Below are 19145 nucleotides of genomic sequence, written 5' to 3'. Positions count from 1 at the left end.
CGCGGACTTCGATGCGGTCTGATTGTGCACCATGGCGAACTCTCCGTGTCCGAATGTCGTCACTGTGAGGTGATTATCGTTGCGACCTCTGTGACGTCGCGGCAAGGATGAATGCATGGACCGGGGAGGGAAGGACAGGCCACCGGCCGGCGCAGCCCGGTCTCGGCTCGCAGAGTACACAGACTTGGCCGGTCCACCGTGCACGGAAGCCAGGGACGGGGCGGCAACCAATACATCGGACCGAACACTTCCGGACACGATGCTTGTGGGCGACTTTGAGCCGCCCGGTGACGGATCAGTCGACGTTGCGCCGGACGCCACGGAGCCTGGCAGGGCGGTACCGGGCGATGCGGTCCTGGAGCCGGCTGAGACGCCGCAGCCTCTGTCCACGCCGGTGCGTCGGGCTCCCTCTATGTCAGGGGTCCCGACTTTCGGGCCTGCGCCGAGCATGTCGGTCGCCGACGCTGCGCGGCTGGCTGCCAGCCGTCGCGAGTTCGCAGTGCTGTTGGGTGAGTTTCGACGCACTGCTGTGCTGGTGCCGCTGGCGGGCGGAGCTGATGGTGACGGTGAGCAGGTGTTGACGGCCGACTTGAACGGGCTGCGCTGGATCTTTGCTTTCTCCGACGAGGCGGCTCTGGCGCGGTTTGCGCTGGCTCGTGGTGAGGGCGGTCGGGAATGGCCGTATCGGCGTGTGTTGGGTGCGCGGTTGCTGGATGTGGCGGTGCCCTTGGCCGGGGTGCCGTGTGGGGTGGCGTTGGACGCTGCGGACGGCGGCGAGGGCGGGGTGTTGTTTCCGCCGGTGCGCGGCATCGTGCCGGACGCGGTGGCGGTGGGCGTGGTCGGTGTTCCGGGGCAGGACGTGGGGGGTGTGCGATGACTCATCCCAGCGGTGAGGGCAAGGACCTGCAGACGGGCGGACTGGACCTGATCGCCAAGGGGTTGACGGCGGCGCTGGGTGAGTTGAAGGAGTGCGGTGTCGACAGCTGGGCCGGTGCGGGCAGGGGCTTTGCGGGCGTGGACCTCTCGGGCCTAGAGCTGGGGCATGAGGGGCTGACAGAGACGTTCAAGTCCTTCTGTGACCGCTGGGAATGGGGTGTGCGGTCGCTGATCGGCGAGGGCAACGCGTTCGCGCAGGGGGTGGGCCTGTCGGCGGGCACGTTCTACGAGACGGACCAGTACGTGGCGGGCACGGCGAAGATCGTGGTGAACGCGGCCATCGGCAACCCCGCCGCGAGTGAGGACGACGTGACCGGAATGGGCTGGGGCGAACTGCTCAAGCACAACGAGTACGCGCACCCCGATTTCAGCCCGCACTCGTTTCAGGAGGCGAACCAGAACATCGAGCAGTCCTGGAAGGGCGCCGGCCGCGACCTCATGACCTCGTACACGTCCGGCCCGATACCCGGGCTCTCCCCTGAGCTGTTGCGGAAGTCGGCGGGGATATCCGACGAGGCATACAACACGTGGCTCGACAAGACGTTCGGCCCGCCGCCCGGTGGTGAGGCACGGGCTGTCGGGCGAGACGGCGGGGAGTAGGCCACATGAGCGTGTTCGGGGAGCTCGGGGACAAGCTGAATTCGGGGCTTGGCAAGGTCGAGGACGTCGTGGACGACGGTAAGAAGCTCGTCGGCGAGGGCGTCGACTGGGGCACGAACCAGGCTGGCGGCCTGCTCGACAGGGTCGGTCTTGAGGGTGCTGCGGATGCGGTGGAGGACTGGGGCGACGATGTGGCCTCATCGCTGGGCGCCACGCCCGGTGAGCAGCAACTGGGCCAGACCGATCAGCCCAGCGAGCTCATCCACGGCAACCCAGGAAAGATCAACAAGAGCGCCGGCCATCTGAAGGACTTCCACAAGGCCTTCGATCAGGTGGCCCAGGGCATGCGGCGGCTGGATTCCGGCCATTGGAAGGGCGAGGCTGCGGAGACGTTCCGCGAGAAGTTCGCCATGCACCCCGTCAAGTGGGGACACGCGGCCACGGCGTGCGGGCAGGCCGCCACGGCACTGGAGGACTATGCCGAGACAGTGGTCTGGGCACTGAAGAAAGCCCAGGACGCCATCGACCTGTATGACAAGGGCCGTAAGTCGTCGGGGTCGGCGAGGAAGGCGTACAACACCAAGGTCGACACCTACAACGCAAAGCTGTCCGCCCACCAGGACCCTGGCCCACGGCCCGAAGCCTTCCACGACCCTGGCAAAGAACAGGTGCAGCGGGCCCAGCACATCCTGGCCGATGCGCGCCGCGGGCGAAACGAAGCGGCCGAGCGCGCCCGCTCGGCCGTGCACAAGGCCCTGGCCCACGCCCCGGCCGAGCCCCCGCCGCTCAGTCGTCTGGGCGGTGACTTCACCGACCTGTTCAACGCGGGCAACACCGAACTACTGCACTTCGAAGGCGGTGTCGTCAAGGGCACGGCGGGCCTGCTCAACCTCGCCCGCACCATCAACCCGACCGACCCCTACAACCTCCTCCACCCCGCCGCGTACGCACAGAACGTCAACATGACACTGGCCGGCCTGGTCTCCAGCGCCGCCCACCCCGAGCGAACCCTCGCCGGCGCATGGGAGGGCCTGAAGAAGGACCCCTCCGAGTTCCTGGGGCGCCTGGTGCCAGAACTGGCCGGAACCAAGGGTGCCGGCCTCGCACGCAGCGGGCTGCGCCTGGCGCTGAAAGACGGCGCGAAGGAAGGCCTGGAAGAGGGCGCCGAGACCGGATTGCGGCGCGGAGCGCGCCACGGGGTGGAGAGCGAGCCGGAAGCCAAGGGCCGCACGCAAGATTGCAAGGACTACATCGAAGACCCGGTCGACGCCGCCACCGGCCGGATGCTGCTGGGACAGACCGACGTGGAGCTGCCCGGTGCCCTGCCGCTGGTCTTCAGGCGGGAGTTCGAGTCGTCATATCGGACGGGCCGGTGGTTCGGGCCCACGTGGTCGTCGACGATCGACCAGCGCCTGGAGGTCGACTCCCAGGGAGTCGTCTTCGTCGGCGAGGACGGGCTGCTGCTGGCCTACCCACACCCTGCGCCCGGAGCGCCGACGCTGCCGGAGCACGGCCCGGCGTGGCCACTGGACCGTACCGACGGCGGCTACACACTCACCGACCCCGAGACCGGCACCGTCCGCCACTTCGCCGACCACGACGAGGTCTTGGCCCTGCTGGAGCAGATCGACGACCGCACCAGCCACTTCATCACCTTCTCCTACGACGCCGACGGCACCCCACGCTCGATCACCCACAGCGGCGGGTACCGACTGACCTTCAGCACGGCCAACGGCCGGATCACCGCCCTGCACCTGGCCGGTGCTGCACCAGGCGGCGGTGACCAGGAGTTGGTGCGTTACGGCTACACCGACGACGGACACCTCACGGATGTGGTCAAGCCGTCGTGCGGGACACCGACCCGGTTCGGCTACGACGAGCGGGGCCGGATCACGTCCTGGACCGACACCAACAACAGCTCGTTCAGCTACGCGTACGACGACGAGGACCGCTGCATCCACCAGAGCGGTGAGGCCGGTCACGAGCGCACCACGTTCACCTACCGACCCGTCGATCCAGACACCGGTCTGCGCACGACCACGGTCACCGACTCGTTCGGCCACCGCACCCACTTCGCCGTCAACGACCGCTGCCAGATCGTCGCCCGCGCCGAGGCCGACGGCACAGCCACCCGGTACGTCCGCGACCACCGCAATCGGCTGCTGGCGATCACCGACCCGCACGGCCACAGCACCACGTTCGACTACGACGAAGCGGGCCACCTCATCACCATGGTCCGGCCAGACGGACGCGAGGCGCACGTCGAGTACGGCCCGCTCGGACTGCCAGAGAAGATCACCAGCGCGGACGGCACGGTCACCCGGCAGACCTACGACGAGCGCGGCAACCGCACTTCTGTCACCGATCTGGCAGGCAACACCAACCGCTTCGCCTATGACGACGCGGGACACCTCGCCTCGGTGACCGATCCGCTCGGGCAGACGACGACGGTGCGCTGCGACGCGACCGGGCTCCCGGTCGAGGTCGCCGACCCGCTGGGCTCGGTGACTCGTTGGGAACGTGACGCGTTCGGCCGGGTGGTGGCGGTGACCGATCCGCTGGGCGGCGTGACCCGCCTGACCTGGACGGTCGAGGGCCACCTGACCAGCCGCACCGACCCAAACGGCGCCACCGAGGCATGGACCTACGACGGCGAGGGCAACTGCACCAGCCACACCAATCCGGCTGGCGGGACCACTCGCTTCGACCACAGCCACTTCGACCTGCTCTGCGCCCGCACCGACCCCGACGGCGCCCGCTACACCTTCACCCACGACACCGAGTTGCGCCTCACCCGCGTCACCAACCCCCAGGGCCTGACCTGGGACTACACCTACGATCCGTTGGGCCGACCGGCATCGGAGACCGACTTCGACGGCCGCACCCTCACCTACACCCACGACGCTACGGGCCTCCTTGCCATGCGCACGAACGCCCTCGGCGAGACCATGACCTTCGAACGCGACGCACTGGGTCGGGTAACCCGCAAGGACGCCGCGGGCCAGGTCACCACCTACTCCTACGACTTCACCGACCAACTCGCCCAGGTCACAGACTCCAACGGCAGCACGGTCACGATCCTGCGCGATCGCCACGGGCGGGTGTTGTCGGAGACGGTCGACGGCCGCACTCTGACCTACGCCTACGACGCGCTGGGCCGCCGCACGGGACGCACCACCCCGACAGGAGCCACCTCCACCTGGGCCTACGATGCCGTGGGGCGGCCCGCCCGGCTGACCGCCGGCGCGCGCACCCTTGACTTCGCATACGATGCGACGGGCCGAGAGGTGTCCCGCCAAATCGGCGCGACGTTACGCCTTGAGCAGGCCTTCGATCCGACTGGCCGCCTGATCGGCCAAGTGCTCACCACGCCCGGTACCGCTCGACCGCTACGCAGCCGTGCCTACCACTACCGCTCCGACGGCTACCTCACCGGCGTCATGGACCGTCTCACTGGCGTCCCCCGCCGTTTCGACCTCGATGCGGCAGGCCGGGTCACCGCCGTGCAGGCCGCCGGCTGGACCGAGCGCTACGCCTACGACGACGCCGGCAACCAGACCTCCGCGTCCTGGCCAGACCGCCACCCCGGCCAAGAGGCCACCGGTGAGCGCACCTACGAGGGCACCCGCATCACCCGCGCGGGCCGGATCCGCTACGAATACGATGCCCTCGGCCGCACAATCCTCCGCCAGAAAAGTCGCCTGTCTCGCAAGCCCGACACCTGGCACTACGAATGGGACACCGAGGACCGCCTCACCGCAGTGCTGACACCAGACGGCACCCGCTGGCGCTACACCTACGACCCACTCGGCCGCAGAACTGCCAAACACCGGCTCGCTCCTGACGGCGCCACGGTCGTTGAACAGACCATCTTCACCTGGGACGGCACCACACTGTGCGAACAGACCACCACTGCGACCGATCAGGCACAGGCGGTCACCCTCACATGGGACCACCGCGGCGTCATCCCCCTGGCCCAGACCGAACGCGTCACCCGCACTGACCCATCGACGCGGGGAGCGACCCCGCCGGCCACCGCCCAACCCGTCTCCGGCCTGTCCCTACTCACCACCGACGGACCCACCGTTTCAGCCGCGGACGACCACGAGATCGCATCCCGCTTTTTCGCCGTCGTCACCGACCTCATCGGCACCCCGACCGAACTCGTCGACGATCACGGCACGGTGGCCTGGCACACCCGCTCCACCCTCTGGGGCACCACCGCATGGAACACCACCGCCACGGCATACACCCCGCTCCGCTTCCCGGGCCAGTACCACGACCCGGAGACGGGACTGCACTACAACCACTTCCGAACGTACGATCCGGAGACCGCTCGCTACCTGTCCCCTGATCCGCTTGGCCTAGCCCCCGCCTCCAACCCTGTGGCCTACGTCCATAACCCGTTCACTTGGTTGGACTACCTGGGCCTGGCGCCGACCAACTGCAAGCTGAAGGACGGCGAGCAGTATGTGTACCGAGCGGTGAAAGATGAAGAACTCAAGCAGATTTTGAACACCCGACGCTTCCAGAATCATCCGGGCATCGAATCAAAGTATTTCTCATCCACTGCGGAAGGGGCAGCTCTCTACGCCCGGTCAGCCTTCGCGAGATTCCCTCACGAAGGGCCTTACACTCTGGTACGCGGTATCATCAGAAGCGAACACATTCCCTTGGAAAGCCGGATTGAACATTTGGCCGATGGAGGTGGCGGGATTGACTCGTTTGCCTTGTGGGAGGACGCGATGAGTAAAGTCGGCCGAGTCAGAATTCTTCCCCACATGCCCATCCCCTAGGGAACAACAATGAAGATTTACGTCACCTCACACCAGCAGGCGACCCTGGATCTATGGGCAGGGCTACTGCCTGAAGCGGCGGCGATCGAGTACGTCAGCGGCAACATCGACCCTGCTCAAGTCGACGCCCTTGCAATATCTGGCATCTGGGCATTTGACCGCTACGGCGGTAAGCCCAGCAGAGAGGCGGCCCAGATCGTCTCCAACAAAAATGGCGATGGGCTGCCGGGGTGGATTATCATTCCACCTTTTCGACCCGTCACTGAACAAAGTGGAGAAATCTCTATCAGGAAAGATTTCAAGCATATCAGCCCTACTTATCATGCTGTCCTTGAGTCACTCCGCGCAGCAAGGGAAAGGTTCGGCGAATCCGCTAGCGTGGCACTGGATCTACCTATGCTCGGAATGGATAATCCACGCGACGAAGCGACCGCCGTTTCAGCGTCGCGGGCAATCGAAACTTTCCTCAACGAGTGATCATATGACGCGAGGAACTCTTTTCTAGTACATCAAGGTCGACCCAACGCTGAGTCGACGAGAACGATCAACCATCCACCCCTCTATCCCGAAATTCGTCTGCACCGACGCAACCATCGCTACGAAACGCGTGCACCACCTCGATTCTACCGACGATGTGGGCATTGAATTCGTCGAGCTCCTCGGCTGGGACCCAAAGTTCCAAAATGGTCCGACCTCCAGCCTGCCGGACCGGGTACCGCTCCAGGAATTCCGATTCGACCTCAAACCGTGTGACGAAACCAGCGCCGTCGCGCTTCACATTCCAGTCGCGAGCGATCCGTACGGCATAGTCCTCATTGAGGACCGGATAGAAGATCGGCTGCTCCGGCAGTCGAGGCGGCCACGCGCGCCAGCGCAGTTCCCGCACCAGGTCGAGTTCCGCGGGACCAGTGGGACGCCACAGGGTTGTCACTTCCTGGTGCCGGATCATGGGCTTCACTCTCCGAATAAGACAGCCGCCAATGGGTCAGCGTCTAGTGACTGACATCTGTAACTAGCGGCAGCAGGCGAACTCCCGCCGTCTGGCCCGAGACTACGAGACACGGCACGGGTCAGGGACGCCCACTGAGCATGGCTTCGCTCCGATGCGGTGTGTCCAGAGATCAGCCGCTGTCGTCGTGGGAGTCGTTGCTCGTCACATGGTCGGCTGCCTGGACAGCAGCATCCGCTGGTCCCATCGTCTCCGCCGCAGCGTCCAAGCCCTGCAACAGCCCACGCTGGGTGACCTTGAACCAGCCTTCGTGGTCCCGCATCCACCACGTCGATGCGTAGTGAGCGGAGTGGTCCATCGTCTGGCTCAGGTAACGCGCTTGGCCTGCGTGGACGGCGGCTTCCATCGTCTCCTGAGTGATCTCGGCGATGCTGTCTGGCGCCGGTTCGTCAGGGTGCGCGCGGGCGCGGCCGGTCGGGCCGAAGGGGGTGACGGCATTGAGAGTAAGGCTCCCTAAGGCGCACCGCACGCAGATCCGGCTCATTCGGCCAGCCTCGTTGGAGCCCAGAGCCCGCACCCCCATCGCGCCGGACTACCGTGCCGGGGGAGCAATATAGCGGCCGAGTCCCGGTTACCGAAACCGGGACTCGGCCGCACCATTAGTAGTCCACCGCCACGTCCATAACCGTCACTGCGAAAGGTCAGGCACCGTTCTCGTCGGGCCCCAGCGAGTCGATACGCCCACCGTCGACGCAGTCGATCACGTACTCGCTCGCAAGGAATGTGACGCTCAGCATCGCCTCCACGTGTACCTTGACGAGATCCTGCACATCCGCCTCGACAGCAGCAAGACGTGGCGTGACCTCAGTCACGCCACTATTCATCGTGTGGAACAGCTTCAGGCCCGACACCTTCCCCTCCTCGGCCAGGAGATCGACAACGTCGGACGAGTGCAGATTTCCGCACGAGGCCACGAGGGCCGTGAAGAAAGCGTGCAGACGGAGCCTCCACCCGGCCGCCGCTAGCACAGGGAAGCGCGCTGCGCGAACCCCAGCACGGGCGTTCTCATCCCATCTCAGCACGATCTCAGCACGCTACGGATGACCAGGGGGATGATAGGTGACGAGGGCTCAGCTATCCCGGCGCCATCCCAGCACGGGAAAAACAAGGGGCCCGACTCCAAAGAGTCGGACCCTACCTGACCTGCACATTTGCCAGATCAGCGACGTGGTGACATGTCAGCGGCTACACAATGAACCGGAATTCGACCACGTCACGACACGCCGATACCGGTCGGTGACGACCAACCCACCATGCCCCCCTCATCCAGGGCCAACCTGCGGTGCCGACTCCGTCGCCGATGCACAGCAAGACCGAGCATCGACATGCCACATCTGACCTGGCCTTCCGTCAGAAAAGCTACTTACCACATGTCGGGCCATCAGAACGTGCGCCAAACGTGCGTCAGTAGGGCCCACCGTGCGTCGAATATGCGTCAAGATATCGCCCATAACGCCCACAGTGCACATAATGCACACTAGGTGAAACAGCAGGTCAGCGACCCTTTTCAGCGCGCTCAAGGATCGCGACGCATTCGACATGATGCGTCACCGGAAACAGGTCGAACGCCCGCAGCGTGCGCACCCGGTACGCGCGGTCAGCGCCGGCGAAGTAGGACAGGTCGCGGGCGAGGGCGGCGGGGTCGCAGGCGATGTAGGCGATGCGGCGGGCGCCGAGGGTGGTGAGGTGGGTGACGAGGGCGCGGCCGGCGCCGGCGCGGGGCGGGTCGAGGAGGATCAGGTCGGCCTCGGTGATACCGGTGCGCGGCAGTACCTGTTCGACCTTGCCCTGTTCGATGCGGACCCGTTGGAAGTCGCGGAGGTTGTGGCGGGCGTCCTCCACCGCGCGCTTGGACGACTCGATGCCGAGCACCGCGCCCTGCTCGCCCACCCGGTCGGCGAGCGCACCGGCGAAGAGGCCGACGCCGCAGTACAGGTCGAGGGCGGTGTCGCCCTTGCGGGGCAGCAGGCCCTGCATGGCGGCCGTCACGAGCAGTTCGGCGGCCTCGGGATGGACCTGCCAGAAGCCGGCCGCACCGACCCGCCAGGTGCGGCCGTCGGCGCGTTCGCGGACGAAGGGGCGGCCGTGCACGCGGTGCACGCTCTCGTCCCGCTCGTCCACGCGCAACACCGAGACCGGGCGGTCGAGTTCCACCAGTGGCAGCCGGCCGCCGGGGCGCGGGGTGAGCACCACCTGGCGGTCGCCCGAGCCGGCGGCTGCGACCGCCTCCACCGTGGCCATGCCGGGCCAGTCACGCCGCTCGATGCCGAGTTCGCTGACGCCTTCGGCCGCGATCAGGCAGTGCTCGATCGGCTCGACCTCGTGCGAACGGTGCCGGCGCAGGCCCGCGCGGCCCGTCTCGTCGACGGCGTACTGCACCCGGGTGCGCCAGGCCGGCACCTCGCCGGCCGGGACCTTGTCGCCGGGCGCCGGCTGGACCGTGCCGTCCCAGCCGGCCTCCTCGGGCGTGAGTCCGGCGAGCCGGTGCAGCTGCTCCGTGATCACGTCGGCCTTCAGGCGGCGCTGCGCGCCCGGCTTCACGTGCTGCCAGTCGCAGCCGCCGCAGCGGCCGGGGCCCGCGTAGGGGCAGGGCGCCTCGATGCGGTCCTTGGCGGCGTCCAGCACCTGCACGGCGTCCGCGCGCAGATAGCGCGAATGCGGCCCGCCCTCGGTGACCCGGGCCACGACCCGTTCACCGGGCAGCGTGTGCCGCACGAACAGCACCTGTCCTGCGGGGGTGCGGGCGACACAGTGCCCACCGTGCGCGACGGGTCCGACCTCGACCTCGTACTCCTCCCCCACCAGGGATGTCTTCTCTTCTTCCGGCATGGCGGGAAGGGCTCCAAGCACTCGAGGGTGGCGTACCGCTGCGGTACGCCACCCGTCCAACGTAGACGTAGGGCGGCACGAACGGCCCGGCAGGGGCCGGCCGACGGGTTCGCCGGGCGCGGTCGCGGCAGGACCGCCAGGGGTCAGCCGCGGCCCGAAGGCTCCTTCGGGCGCTTCTCCACCGGACCCACCGGACCACGGCGGACCGCACCGGGTGCGTTCCACTCCTGCCGCCTGCGGGCCCGCTTGCGGGCCAGCTCGGAGGATTCCAGCTGGTACGGGACGGAGGTCACCATCACCCCGGGGGTGAACAGCAGCCGGCCCTTGAGCCGCAGCGCGCTCTGGTTGTGCAGCAGGTGCTCGTACCAGTGTCCCACCACGTACTCCGGGATGATCACACTGACCGCGTCGCGGGGTGCGTCCCTGCGCAGTTCCTTGACGTAGTCGATGATCGGCCGGGTGATCTCGCGGTACGGGGAGTCCAGCACCTTCAGGGGGACGTCGATACCGCGCTGGTCCCACTCCTCCTTGAGGGCGCGGGTCTCCGCCGGGTCCACGTTGACGCTGAGCGCCTCCAGGCTGTCGGCGCGCATCAGCTTGGCGTAGGACAGGGCCCGGAGCGTCGGACGGTGGATCTTGGAGACCAGCACGATGGAACGCACCCGGGACGGGCGGATGGTGTCCTCGGTGGGCGTCGTGGGCGCGGCGATCTCTTCGGCGACCCGGTCGTAGTGGCGGCGGATCGCGGTCATCGTGACGTAGAAGATCACCATGCCGAGGACGGCGACCCAGGCACCGTGGGTGAACTTGGTGACCAGGACCACGACCAGCACCGTCCCGGTGAGGAAGGCGCCGAAGGTGTTGATGGCGCGCGAGCGCAGCATGCGGCGGCGTACGGCGGGGTCCTGCTCGGCGGCCAGATGGCGGTTCCAGTGCCGCACCATGCCGATCTGGCTCAGCGTGAAGGAGACGAAGACGCCGACGATGTAGAGCTGGATCAGGCGGGTGGAGTCGGCGTTGTAGATGACCGTCAGCAGGGCGGCGGCGCCGGCCAGCACCACGATCCCGTTCGAGAAGGCGAGCCGGTCGCCACGCGTGTGCAGCTGGCGGGGCAGGTAGCGGTCCTGCGCCAGGATCGAGCCGAGCAGCGGGAAGCCGTTGTACGCGGTGTTGGCGGCCAGGAACAGCACCAGCGCGGTGGCCGCGGCCAGCACCACGAACAGGAAGCTGCCGTCACCGAAGACGGCCGCGGCGACCTGCGAGATGACCGGGTGCTGCACATAGCTCGCACCCAGCGGGACGCCGTGGTCGAGCAGCTTGTGTGCGGGGTCGTCGGCCATGTGCACGTCGGTGACCATGGCCAGCGCGATGATGCCGCAGAACATGGTGACGGCGAACAGGCCCATCATCGCGAGCGTCGTCGCGGCGTTCTTGCTCTTGGGCTTGCGGAAGGCGGGCACGCCGTTGCTGATCGCCTCCACGCCGGTCAGCGCCGCGCAGCCGGAGGAGAAGGCCCGCAGCAGCAGGAAGACCAGCACGAAGCCCGCCATGCCCTGGTGCTCGGCCTCGATGTGGTAGCCGGCGGTCGGCGCACGCATCGTGTCGCCGAGGACGAGCCCACGGAAGGCGCCCCAGAGGATCATCACGAAGACGCCGGCGACGAAGACGTAGGTCGGGATCGCGAAGAGCTTGCCGGACTCCTTCACGCCGCGCAGGTTCATCAGCGTCAGCAGCACGATGACGGCCGACGCGCACAGCACCTTGTGCTCGACGATGAAGGGGACGGCCGAGCCCAGGTTCTCGATGCCGGAGGCGATGGACACGGCGACGGTGAGGACGTAGTCGACGAGCAGCGCGCTGGCGACGGTCAGGCCCGCGCGAGGCCCCAGGTTGGTGGTGGCCACCTCGTAGTCGCCACCGCCGCTGGGATAGGCGTGCACGTTCTGGCGGTAGGAGGCGACCACCGTGAACATGAGGACGACGACCGCCACCGCGATCCAGGGACTGAAGTTGTACGCCGACACGCCCGCGATGGACAGCACCAGCAGCACCTCACCCGGTGCGTACGCCACCGAGGAGAGCGGGTCGGAGGCGAACACGGGAAGGGCGATGCGCTTGGGGAGCAGCGTCTCGCCCAGCCGGTCGCTGCGCAGTGCGCGCCCAATGAGGATTCGTTTGGGCACGTCGGTCAGTTTGGACACGCAGAGGATCGTAAGCGCTGGCGTGGCAAGCGGCCCAGCCACCTCCGGTCATATTCACGGGATCATTGCGCCCCGTGTGGCCGCCGGCCACCGCGCGTGCATCAGCGGCCCCGGCGAGTGGTTTCCGGCGCCCCTTTCAGGGGCATCGGCACCGCGCCAGCCGCCCCACCGCTGCCCCGGGAACGCCATCGCGTCATAAGCTCGTCTCCCGGCAACGCCGTACGCGGCCCGCTCATCGCGGCCTGGCACCCTTCGGTAGAAATGAGTAAGCAGCAGTGTTTTCGCAGGTCAGCCGGAATATCAGGATGGCGGGGTAGAGGCAGGTGCACATCGTGATCATGGGCTGCGGCAGAGTGGGTTCCGCTCTCGCCCAGAACCTTGAGCAGCAGGGGCACACGGTCGCCGTGGTCGACCAGGACCCCACGGCCTTCCGCCGGCTCGGCTCCGGGTTCGGCGGCCGTCGCGTCACCGGGGTCGGCTTCGACCAGGACACCCTGCGGGAGGCCGGCATCGAGGAGGCGGGCGCCTTCGCGGCCGTCTCCAGCGGTGACAATTCCAACATCATCGCCGCGCGGGTGGCCCGCGAGATGTTCGGCATCGAGAACGTCGCGGCCCGTATCTACGACCCGCGGCGCGCCGAGGTCTACCAGCGGCTCGGCATTCCGACCGTGGCAACGGTGCGCTGGACCGCCGACCAGATGCTGCGGCGGCTGCTGCCGTCGGGCGCCGAGCCGCTGTGGCGGGACCCGACCGGCGGCGTGCAGCTCGCCGAGGTGCACGCCTCGACGGCCTGGGTCGGCCGCAAGATCAGCGAGCTCCAGGAGGAGACCGGGGTCCGGGTCGCGTTTCTCACCCGGCTCGGGGAGGCCATGTTGCCGACCTCGCAGACGGTGCTCCAGGAAGGTGACCTGGTGCACGTGATGATGCGGACCGACGAGGTCTCCAAGGTGGAGACGGCGTTCACCGAAGGCCCCGAGGAAGGCGGTCAGTGATGAGGGTCGCCATTGCCGGCGCCGGCGCTGTGGGTCGCTCCATCGCGGGTGAGCTGCTGGAGAACGGGCACGAGGTGCTGCTCATCGACAAGGCACCGACCGCCATCTCGGTCGAACGGGTGCCGCAGGCGGAGTGGCTGCTGGCCGACGCCTGCGAGATCACCTCGCTCGACGAGGCGGCGCTGCAACGCTGCAACGTGGTGATCGCCGCATCCGGGGACGACAAGGTCAACCTGGTCGTCTCGCTGCTCGCCAAGACGGAGTACGGCGTGCCGCGGGTGGTCGCGCGCGTCAACAATCCCAAGAACGAGTGGCTGTTCAACGAGTCCTGGGGCGTCGACGTCGCGGTGTCCACGCCGCGCCTGATGTCGGCGCTGGTGGAGGAGGCGGTGAGCGTCGGCGACCTGGTCAGGCTGCTGCGCTTCAGCCACGGCGACGCCAACCTGGTCGAGCTGACCCTGCCGCCCGAGTCGGCGCTGGCCGGCACCCAGGTCGGCGAGGTGCAGTGGCCGGAGGACACGTCGCTGGTCACCATCATCCGCGGCAACCGGGTGCTCGCGCCGTCACGCGACGACTCGCTGGAAGCCGGCGACGAGCTGCTGTTCGTGGCCGCGCAGGCGCGTGAGGAGCAGCTGGAGGACCTGCTGTCCGTACGACGCGAGGACGATACGACGGGCTGAGGTCCCCCCTCCACGTCCCCGTCGCCCCTGGATGGCGCCGCAGGCGCCTGAAAGGGGCGCGGGGAACTGCGCGACAAGCCACGACGAGACCGTCAGGTCGTCACCGGCCAGAAGGGGCTGTTCCTGTCGCAGCCGGACCACCCGCCGGTGGATGGCTGGTCGCGCAGTTCCCCGCGCCCCTTTGGAGGCGCCTGCGGCGCCAGAAACACGGGAACCGCCGGATCACCGCTTCCGGTGCCGCCCCCCGGCGGCCTCGTCGACCTGCTCCGCGGCCTCCGCGGACCCCTCGGCCTCCGCGCCCCGCGGGGCCTGGGCGAGGGCCCCCTCCCCAGAACCGGAGGCCCGCTCCCGTTCGCGGGCCTCCTCCGCCTCCATCTCCGCGAAGACGTCGATCGGCGGTGGAGCCTTGACCAGGAACACCCAGGTCAGCCAGACCGCGAGCAGGAACGGCGGGATCTTCAGGGTCACCAGCACCCAGCCGAGCTGCGTGGTGTCCGCCCACCAGTAGAGCGGGAAGAGGATGGCGCACTTGGCGATCAGGATCAGGCCCCAGGCCCAGCTGGCCTTGGCGTAGGCCACCTTGCGGCCCGGGTTCCGGGTCCGCCAGGAGAGGTTCTCCTTGAAGACCGGGCCGAGCATCAGGCCGATCAGTGGCACCCCGGCCAGGGTGGTGACGATGTAGGCGACGCCCAGGCCGAGCGTGTAGAGCATGCCCGGGAGGTAGAAGTTCTTCGCGTTGCCGGTCATCATCGCGAAGACGACGCCGAACCCGACTCCGAAGACGCCGCTGAAGGCGTGCTTGACGGTGGTGCGCCTCAGCAGCCGGGCCACGACGAGCAGCACGGACACGGCGAGCGCCGCGATGGCCGAGAACTTGAGGTTCTTGTCGATGGTGAAGACCGCGACGAAGAGCAGGCCGGGCATGACCGTCTCGACCATGCCCCGCACCCCGCCGAACGCCTCGAAGAGCGCGGCCTCCGTCACGGCCCTGGCGTCGGCGGACCCGGCCTCCTGCGCAGGCGTGGGATCGGCGCCTTCGGCCGAGTGGTCGGTCGGCTTGTCGAGGGGCGTCACCAGCTACTCCCGTCCGAGCGGTCTGAGTTCGTACTTCGGGTTGAACAGCACGCGGCGGCCCCTGCTCATGGACACCCGGCCCGATGCGATCAGCCTGCGCCCCGGCTCGATTCCCACGATGGAGCGGCGGCCGAGCCACACTACGTCCAGGGCGCCGGAACCGTCGAAGAGCTCGGCCTCCAGAGCCGGGACCCCGGCACGTGGACGCAGGGTGACCGTGCGCAAGGTACCAGTTACGGTGACGATCTGCCGGTCACGGGAGTCGCTGATCCGGGTGCAGCCGGTCGTCTCGGTCTCCTCGCGCAGCTCCTCCGACTCCAGGTCCTCCTGGGACGCGGAGATGTCGGCGAGCCGGTCGAGCATGCGGCGTAGTCGGCCCGGCCGCTTCTCCGGACGGGGGGCAGCACTCATACCGAAAGCGTACCGGGGTGCCGTACGCGCCCCGCTGCACCCCGGGGCCGCTACGGCTCGAAGCGGTACCCCATCCCCGGCTCGGTGATGAAGTGGCGCGGGTGGGAGGGGTTCTCCTCGAGTTTGCGGCGGAGCTGGGCCATGTAGACCCGGAGGTAGTTGGTTTCGGTGCCGTAGCTGGGGCCCCAGACCTCCTGGAGGAGCTGTTTCTGGCCGACGAGCCGGCCCGCGTTCTTGACCAGGACCTCCAGCAGATGCCACTCGGTGGGGGTGAGGCGTACGTCACGGCCGTCGCGGTGGACCTTCTTGGCGGCCAGGTCGACGGTGAAGCCGGCCGTCTCCACCAGGCTCTCGCCCTCGTTCCCGGGCGGTTCGGCGCGGCGCACGGCGGCGCGCAGCCGGGCGAGCAGTTCGTCCATGCCGAAGGGCTTGGTGACGTAGTCGTCGGCGCCCGCGTCGAGGGCCTCGACCTTCTCGTCGGAGCTGTGCCGGGCGGACAGCACCAGAACGGGCACCCGGCTCCAGCCGCGCAGCTGCCGGATCACCTCCACGCCGTCCATGTCGGGCAGCCCCAGGTCCAGCACGACGACATCGGGGTGCTTCTCGGTGGCGAGCCTGAGCGCCGTGACGCCGTCGCCGGCCGAGTCGACGTCGTACGCGCGCGCCTTGAGATTGATCTCCAGGGCGCGGACGATCTGGGGTTCGTCGTCGACCACGAGTACCCGGACCATCGTCACCTGCCAGTTTCCATGTCGTCGTGTGTGGTGGTGTGTCGCTCGGTGAATGCTGCTGTGGTGCTGATGCGTGCCGCTGAGTGCCTGTGTCGAATGCCTGTGCCGAATGCCTCCGATGATGACGCGCCCGTCAGGACGTGACGCTCGCGGGCAGGTCGGCGCGTACCGGGGCGTGGCCGGGCCCCACCTTCAGGCGCAGCACCATCGTGAGGCCGCCGCCGGGCGTGTCCTCGGCGTCGAGGGTGCCGCCGATCGCCTCCACGAAGCCGCGGGCGACGGCGAGTCCCAGCCCCACGCCCGCGCCGCGTGGCGCGTCGCCGTGCCGCTGGAACGGCGCGAAGATGCGCTCCTTGGCCTCGTCGGGGACGCCGGGACCGCGGTCGACCACCCGTAGCTCCACCCGGTCGCCGAGCCCGCTGGCCGCGACCAGCACGCGCTGGCCGGGCGGGCTGTACTTGACGGCGTTCTCCACGACGTTGGCGACCGCGCGCTCCAGCAGCCCGGGGTCGACGGGAACCATCGGCAGGGTCTCCGGGACGTCCAGCTCCACGCTGTCCTCGGCCACGCCCACCAGGGCCATGGGGACCACCTCGTCGAGATCGACCTCGCGGATCAGCGGAGTGACCGTACCGGTGTGCAGACGGGACATGTCGAGGAGATTGCCGACCAGGTTGCCGAGGCGGTCGGCGCCCGTCTCGATGCCGGCGAGCAGCTCAGCGCGGTCCTGCTCCGACCAGGTCACGTCGGGGGACCTGAGGGAGGTGACGGCCGCCTTGATGGTGGCGAGCGGGGTGCGCAGGTCGTGGCTGACGGCGGCGAGCAGGGCGGTGCGGATGCGGTTGCCCTCGGCGAGCGCGCGGGCCTGTTCCGCCTCGGTCTTCAGGCGCTGGCGGTCCAGCACCACGGCGGCCTGCGCGGCGAACGCGGCGAGCACCCGGCGGTCCTCGGCGGGCAGCACCCGCCCGGACAGCGCGAGGGCCAGGTGGTCACGGACGGGCATGTCGACGTCGGCGTCCTCGGGCCGGCCGGGGGAGGCGGGTCCCACGCTGCCGGCGCAGGTCCACGGGGTGCGGTCGTCGATGCGTTCCAGCAGGGCGACGGAGTCCATCGCGAAGGTCTCCCGGACCCGTTCCAGGAGCGCGTTCAGCGGTTCCTCGCCGCGCAGCACATGCCCGGCGAGGAAGGACAGGATCTCCGACTCGGCACGCAGCCGGGCCGCCTGCTGGGTGCGCCGGGCGGCCAGGTCCACGACGGAGGCCACGGCGACCGCGACCGCGACGAAGATCAGGATGGCGACGATGTTCCGCGGGTCGGCGATCGCCACACGGTGCACCGGGAAGGTGAAGAACCAGTTCAGCAGCACGGAGCCGACGGCGGCCGAGGCCAGTGCGGGCGCCAGCCCACCGAGCAGGGCGGCGGCGACCGTGAGGGCGAGGAAGAGCAGCATGTCGTTGGCGAGGCCGAGGTCGGACTCGGCGCGGGCCAGCAGCGGTGCCAGGAGCGCGGGTCCTGCGACACCGGTCAGCCAGCCGGCCACGATCCGGGAGCGGCCGAGCCGTGCACCGCGCGCGACGGGCAGTCCACGGCCCTTGGCGACCTCCTCGTGCGTGACGATGTGCACGTCCAGGTCGGGGCCCGACTCACGGGCGACGGTGGCACCCACGCCGGGCCCGAACACGTACTGCCAGGCCTTGCGCCGGGAGGAGCCGAGGACGATCTGGGTGGCGCCGACGCCGCGCGCGAAGTCCAGCAGCGCGGCCGGGATGTCGTCGCCGATGACGTGGTGGAAGGTGCCGCCCAGGTCCTCGACGAGGGTGCGCTGGACGGCGAGTTCCTTGGGGGTGGCCGCGGTCAGGGTGTCGCTGCGGGCGACGTAGACGGCGAGGATCTCGCTGCCGGAGCCCTTCGCCGCCAACCGGGCCGCGCGGCGGATCAGGGTACGGCCCTCGGGTCCGCCGGTGAGCCCGACGGCGATGCGTTCGCGGGCCTGCCACGGGGTGTGGATGCCGTGTTCGCCGCGGTAGCGCTGGAGGTACTCGTCGACGCGGTCGGCGAGCCAGAGCAGGGCCAGCTCGCGCAGCGCGGTCAGGTTCCCGGGGCGGAAGTAGTGCGAGAGCGCCGCGTCGACCTTGTCGGAGCGGTAGATGTTGCCGTGCGCCAGGCGGCGGCGCAGCGCCTGGGGGTCCATGTCGACCAGTTCGATCTGGTCGGCGCGGCGCACCACCTCGTCGGGGACGGTCTCCTGCTCCCGCACGCCGGTGATCGACTCGACGACGTCGCCGAGGGACTCCAGGTGCTGGATGTTGACCGTCGAGATCACGTCCACGCCGGCGGCCAGCAGCTCCTCCACGTCCTGCCAGCGCTTGGCGTTGCGGGAACCGGGGACGTTGGTGCGGGCGAGCTCGTCGACCAGGGCGAGCGCGGGGCGGCGGGCGAGCACCGCGTCCAGGTCCATCTCGGTGCGTACGGTGCCCTGGTCGGTGAAGCAGGTGCGGGGCAGGTGTTCCAGGCCGGTCAGCAGCGCCTTCGTCCGGGGCCTGTCGTAGTGCTCGACGAACGCGACGACGCAGTCCGTGCCGCGCTCGGTGCGGCGGTGCGCCTCGGACAGCATGGCGTAGGTCTTGCCCACGCCCGGCGCCGCACCGAGGTAGATGCGTAGCTTCCCGCGTCTCATGCCCCCCATTGTCGGCCCCGGCGCCCCCGGGCCTGCGCCCGGTCGCCCATGCGCCCCCTGGAGCGCACCCGGGATGGCGCCGAGGCGAGAAAAGGGGGCGCGGGGAACTGCGCGACAAGCCACGACGAGACCGTCAGGTCGTCACCGACCGAGAGGGGCTGTTCCTGTCGTGTCCGGACCACCGGGCCGGTGGGGGCTGGTCGCGCAGC

General features: G+C 68.8%; 14 protein-coding genes and 1 pseudogene. 6 read left to right on the top strand and 9 right to left on the bottom strand.

The window, feature by feature from the left end; all coding sequences use genetic code 11:
* Positions 1-412: 412 nt before the first annotated feature.
* The 4 genes from NQO67_RS30360 to NQO67_RS30345 are packed head-to-tail and all read left to right on the top strand — an operon-like array spanning position 413 to position 6809.
* Positions 413-877 carry an SseB family protein gene (locus NQO67_RS30360; RefSeq protein WP_374119199.1) on the top strand — a complete coding sequence of 155 codons (465 nt, stop codon included), beginning with the start codon at positions 413-415 and terminating at the stop codon, positions 875-877.
* A complete protein-coding gene (locus tag NQO67_RS30355) occupies positions 874-1536 on the top strand; it encodes a hypothetical protein (protein WP_255953526.1) in 663 nt (220 codons plus the stop codon). Before NQO67_RS30360 ends, NQO67_RS30355 begins: the two co-directional genes overlap by 4 nt.
* A 5-nt stretch (positions 1537-1541) precedes the next feature.
* Positions 1542-6332, top strand: coding sequence for a putative T7SS-secreted protein (locus tag NQO67_RS30350; protein ID WP_255953525.1), 4791 nt, complete (start codon positions 1542-1544; stop codon positions 6330-6332).
* Between the two features lie 9 nt (positions 6333-6341).
* Positions 6342-6809 carry a hypothetical protein gene (locus NQO67_RS30345; RefSeq protein ID WP_255953524.1) on the top strand — a complete coding sequence of 156 codons (468 nt, stop codon included), beginning with the start codon at positions 6342-6344 and terminating at the stop codon, positions 6807-6809.
* 67 nt (positions 6810-6876) lie between these two features.
* On the opposite strand, the gene NQO67_RS30340 is transcribed toward NQO67_RS30345, so the two are convergent.
* The 5 genes and pseudogenes from NQO67_RS30340 to NQO67_RS30320 all read right to left on the bottom strand — a co-directional run bounded on the left by NQO67_RS30340 (position 6877) and on the right by NQO67_RS30320 (position 12371).
* Positions 6877-7281: a hypothetical protein gene (locus tag NQO67_RS30340; protein ID WP_255953523.1), complete on the bottom strand. Its 405-nt coding sequence runs from the start codon at positions 7279-7281 to the stop codon at positions 6877-6879.
* A gap of 172 nt (positions 7282-7453) precedes the next feature.
* On the bottom strand, positions 7454-7825 hold the full coding sequence (locus NQO67_RS30335) for a hypothetical protein (RefSeq protein ID WP_255953522.1): 372 nt from the start codon (positions 7823-7825) through the stop codon (positions 7454-7456).
* A gap of 160 nt (positions 7826-7985) precedes the next feature.
* Positions 7986-8192: pseudogene (locus tag NQO67_RS30330) on the bottom strand (transporter); the annotation flags it as partial.
* 643 nt (positions 8193-8835) lie between these two features.
* Entirely contained in the window at positions 8836-10170 is a 1335-nt protein-coding gene (locus NQO67_RS30325; RefSeq protein ID WP_255953521.1) for a class I SAM-dependent RNA methyltransferase, read from the bottom strand.
* 143 nt (positions 10171-10313) lie between these two features.
* Positions 10314-12371, bottom strand: a complete 2058-nt coding sequence (locus tag NQO67_RS30320; protein WP_255953520.1) for an APC family permease — start codon at positions 12369-12371, stop codon at positions 10314-10316.
* Between the two features lie 323 nt (positions 12372-12694).
* On the opposite strand from NQO67_RS30320, the gene NQO67_RS30315 reads away from it, so the two are divergent.
* Both NQO67_RS30315 and NQO67_RS30310 read left to right on the top strand, forming a co-directional pair.
* Positions 12695-13363, top strand: coding sequence for a potassium channel family protein (locus tag NQO67_RS30315; RefSeq protein ID WP_255953519.1), 669 nt, complete (start codon positions 12695-12697; stop codon positions 13361-13363).
* Positions 13363-14043, top strand: a complete 681-nt coding sequence (locus NQO67_RS30310; protein ID WP_255953518.1) for a potassium channel family protein — start codon at positions 13363-13365, stop codon at positions 14041-14043. The genes NQO67_RS30315 and NQO67_RS30310 overlap by 1 nt, the downstream gene beginning before the upstream one ends.
* Before the next feature lie 222 nt (positions 14044-14265).
* Here the strand turns inward: NQO67_RS30310 and NQO67_RS30305 are convergent, their stop codons facing one another.
* From NQO67_RS30305 to NQO67_RS30290, 4 genes are all read right to left on the bottom strand, one after another.
* A complete protein-coding gene (locus NQO67_RS30305; RefSeq protein WP_374119198.1) occupies positions 14266-15117 on the bottom strand; it encodes a DUF3159 domain-containing protein in 852 nt (283 codons plus the stop codon).
* A 3-nt stretch (positions 15118-15120) separates the two neighbouring features.
* Positions 15121-15528 carry an OB-fold nucleic acid binding domain-containing protein gene (locus NQO67_RS30300; protein WP_255953517.1) on the bottom strand — a complete coding sequence of 136 codons (408 nt, stop codon included), beginning with the start codon at positions 15526-15528 and terminating at the stop codon, positions 15121-15123.
* A 50-nt stretch (positions 15529-15578) separates the two neighbouring features.
* A complete protein-coding gene (locus NQO67_RS30295) occupies positions 15579-16259 on the bottom strand; it encodes a response regulator (RefSeq protein WP_255953588.1) in 681 nt (226 codons plus the stop codon).
* 133 nt (positions 16260-16392) lie between these two features.
* Positions 16393-18936 carry an ATP-binding protein gene (locus tag NQO67_RS30290; protein ID WP_255953516.1) on the bottom strand — a complete coding sequence of 848 codons (2544 nt, stop codon included), beginning with the start codon at positions 18934-18936 and terminating at the stop codon, positions 16393-16395.
* Between the last annotated feature and the right edge of the window lie 209 nt (positions 18937-19145).

It is taken from the genome of Streptomyces odontomachi (assembly GCF_024435355.1).
In the GTDB taxonomy this organism is placed as follows: Bacteria; Actinomycetota; Actinomycetes; order Streptomycetales; family Streptomycetaceae; genus Streptomyces; species Streptomyces odontomachi.
Note: the sequence above shows the minus strand (reverse complement) of the source record. Positions and strands in the feature narration are given on the sequence as shown.

Bases quoted from the DNA above. Each gene is read 5' to 3' on its own strand.
- NQO67_RS30355 (WP_255953526.1), top strand. From the start codon at position 874: ATGACTCATCCCAGCGGTGAGGGCAAGGACCTGCAGACGGGCGGACTG.
- NQO67_RS30360 (WP_374119199.1), top strand. From the start codon at position 413: ATGTCAGGGGTCCCGACTTTCGGGCCTGCGCCGAGCATGTCGGTCGCC.
- NQO67_RS30345 (WP_255953524.1), top strand. From the start codon at position 6,342: ATGAAGATTTACGTCACCTCACACCAGCAGGCGACCCTGGATCTATGG.
- NQO67_RS30290 (WP_255953516.1), bottom strand. From the start codon at position 18,936: ATGAGACGCGGGAAGCTACGCATCTACCTCGGTGCGGCGCCGGGCGTG.
- NQO67_RS30300 (WP_255953517.1), bottom strand. From the start codon at position 15,528: ATGAGTGCTGCCCCCCGTCCGGAGAAGCGGCCGGGCCGACTACGCCGC.
- NQO67_RS30340 (WP_255953523.1), bottom strand. From the start codon at position 7,281: ATGATCCGGCACCAGGAAGTGACAACCCTGTGGCGTCCCACTGGTCCC.
- NQO67_RS30325 (WP_255953521.1), bottom strand. From the start codon at position 10,170: ATGCCGGAAGAAGAGAAGACATCCCTGGTGGGGGAGGAGTACGAGGTC.
- NQO67_RS30310 (WP_255953518.1), top strand. From the start codon at position 13,363: ATGAGGGTCGCCATTGCCGGCGCCGGCGCTGTGGGTCGCTCCATCGCG.
- NQO67_RS30350 (WP_255953525.1), top strand. From the start codon at position 1,542: ATGAGCGTGTTCGGGGAGCTCGGGGACAAGCTGAATTCGGGGCTTGGC.
- NQO67_RS30335 (WP_255953522.1), bottom strand. From the start codon at position 7,825: ATGAGCCGGATCTGCGTGCGGTGCGCCTTAGGGAGCCTTACTCTCAAT.
- NQO67_RS30295 (WP_255953588.1), bottom strand. From the start codon at position 16,259: ATGGTCCGGGTACTCGTGGTCGACGACGAACCCCAGATCGTCCGCGCC.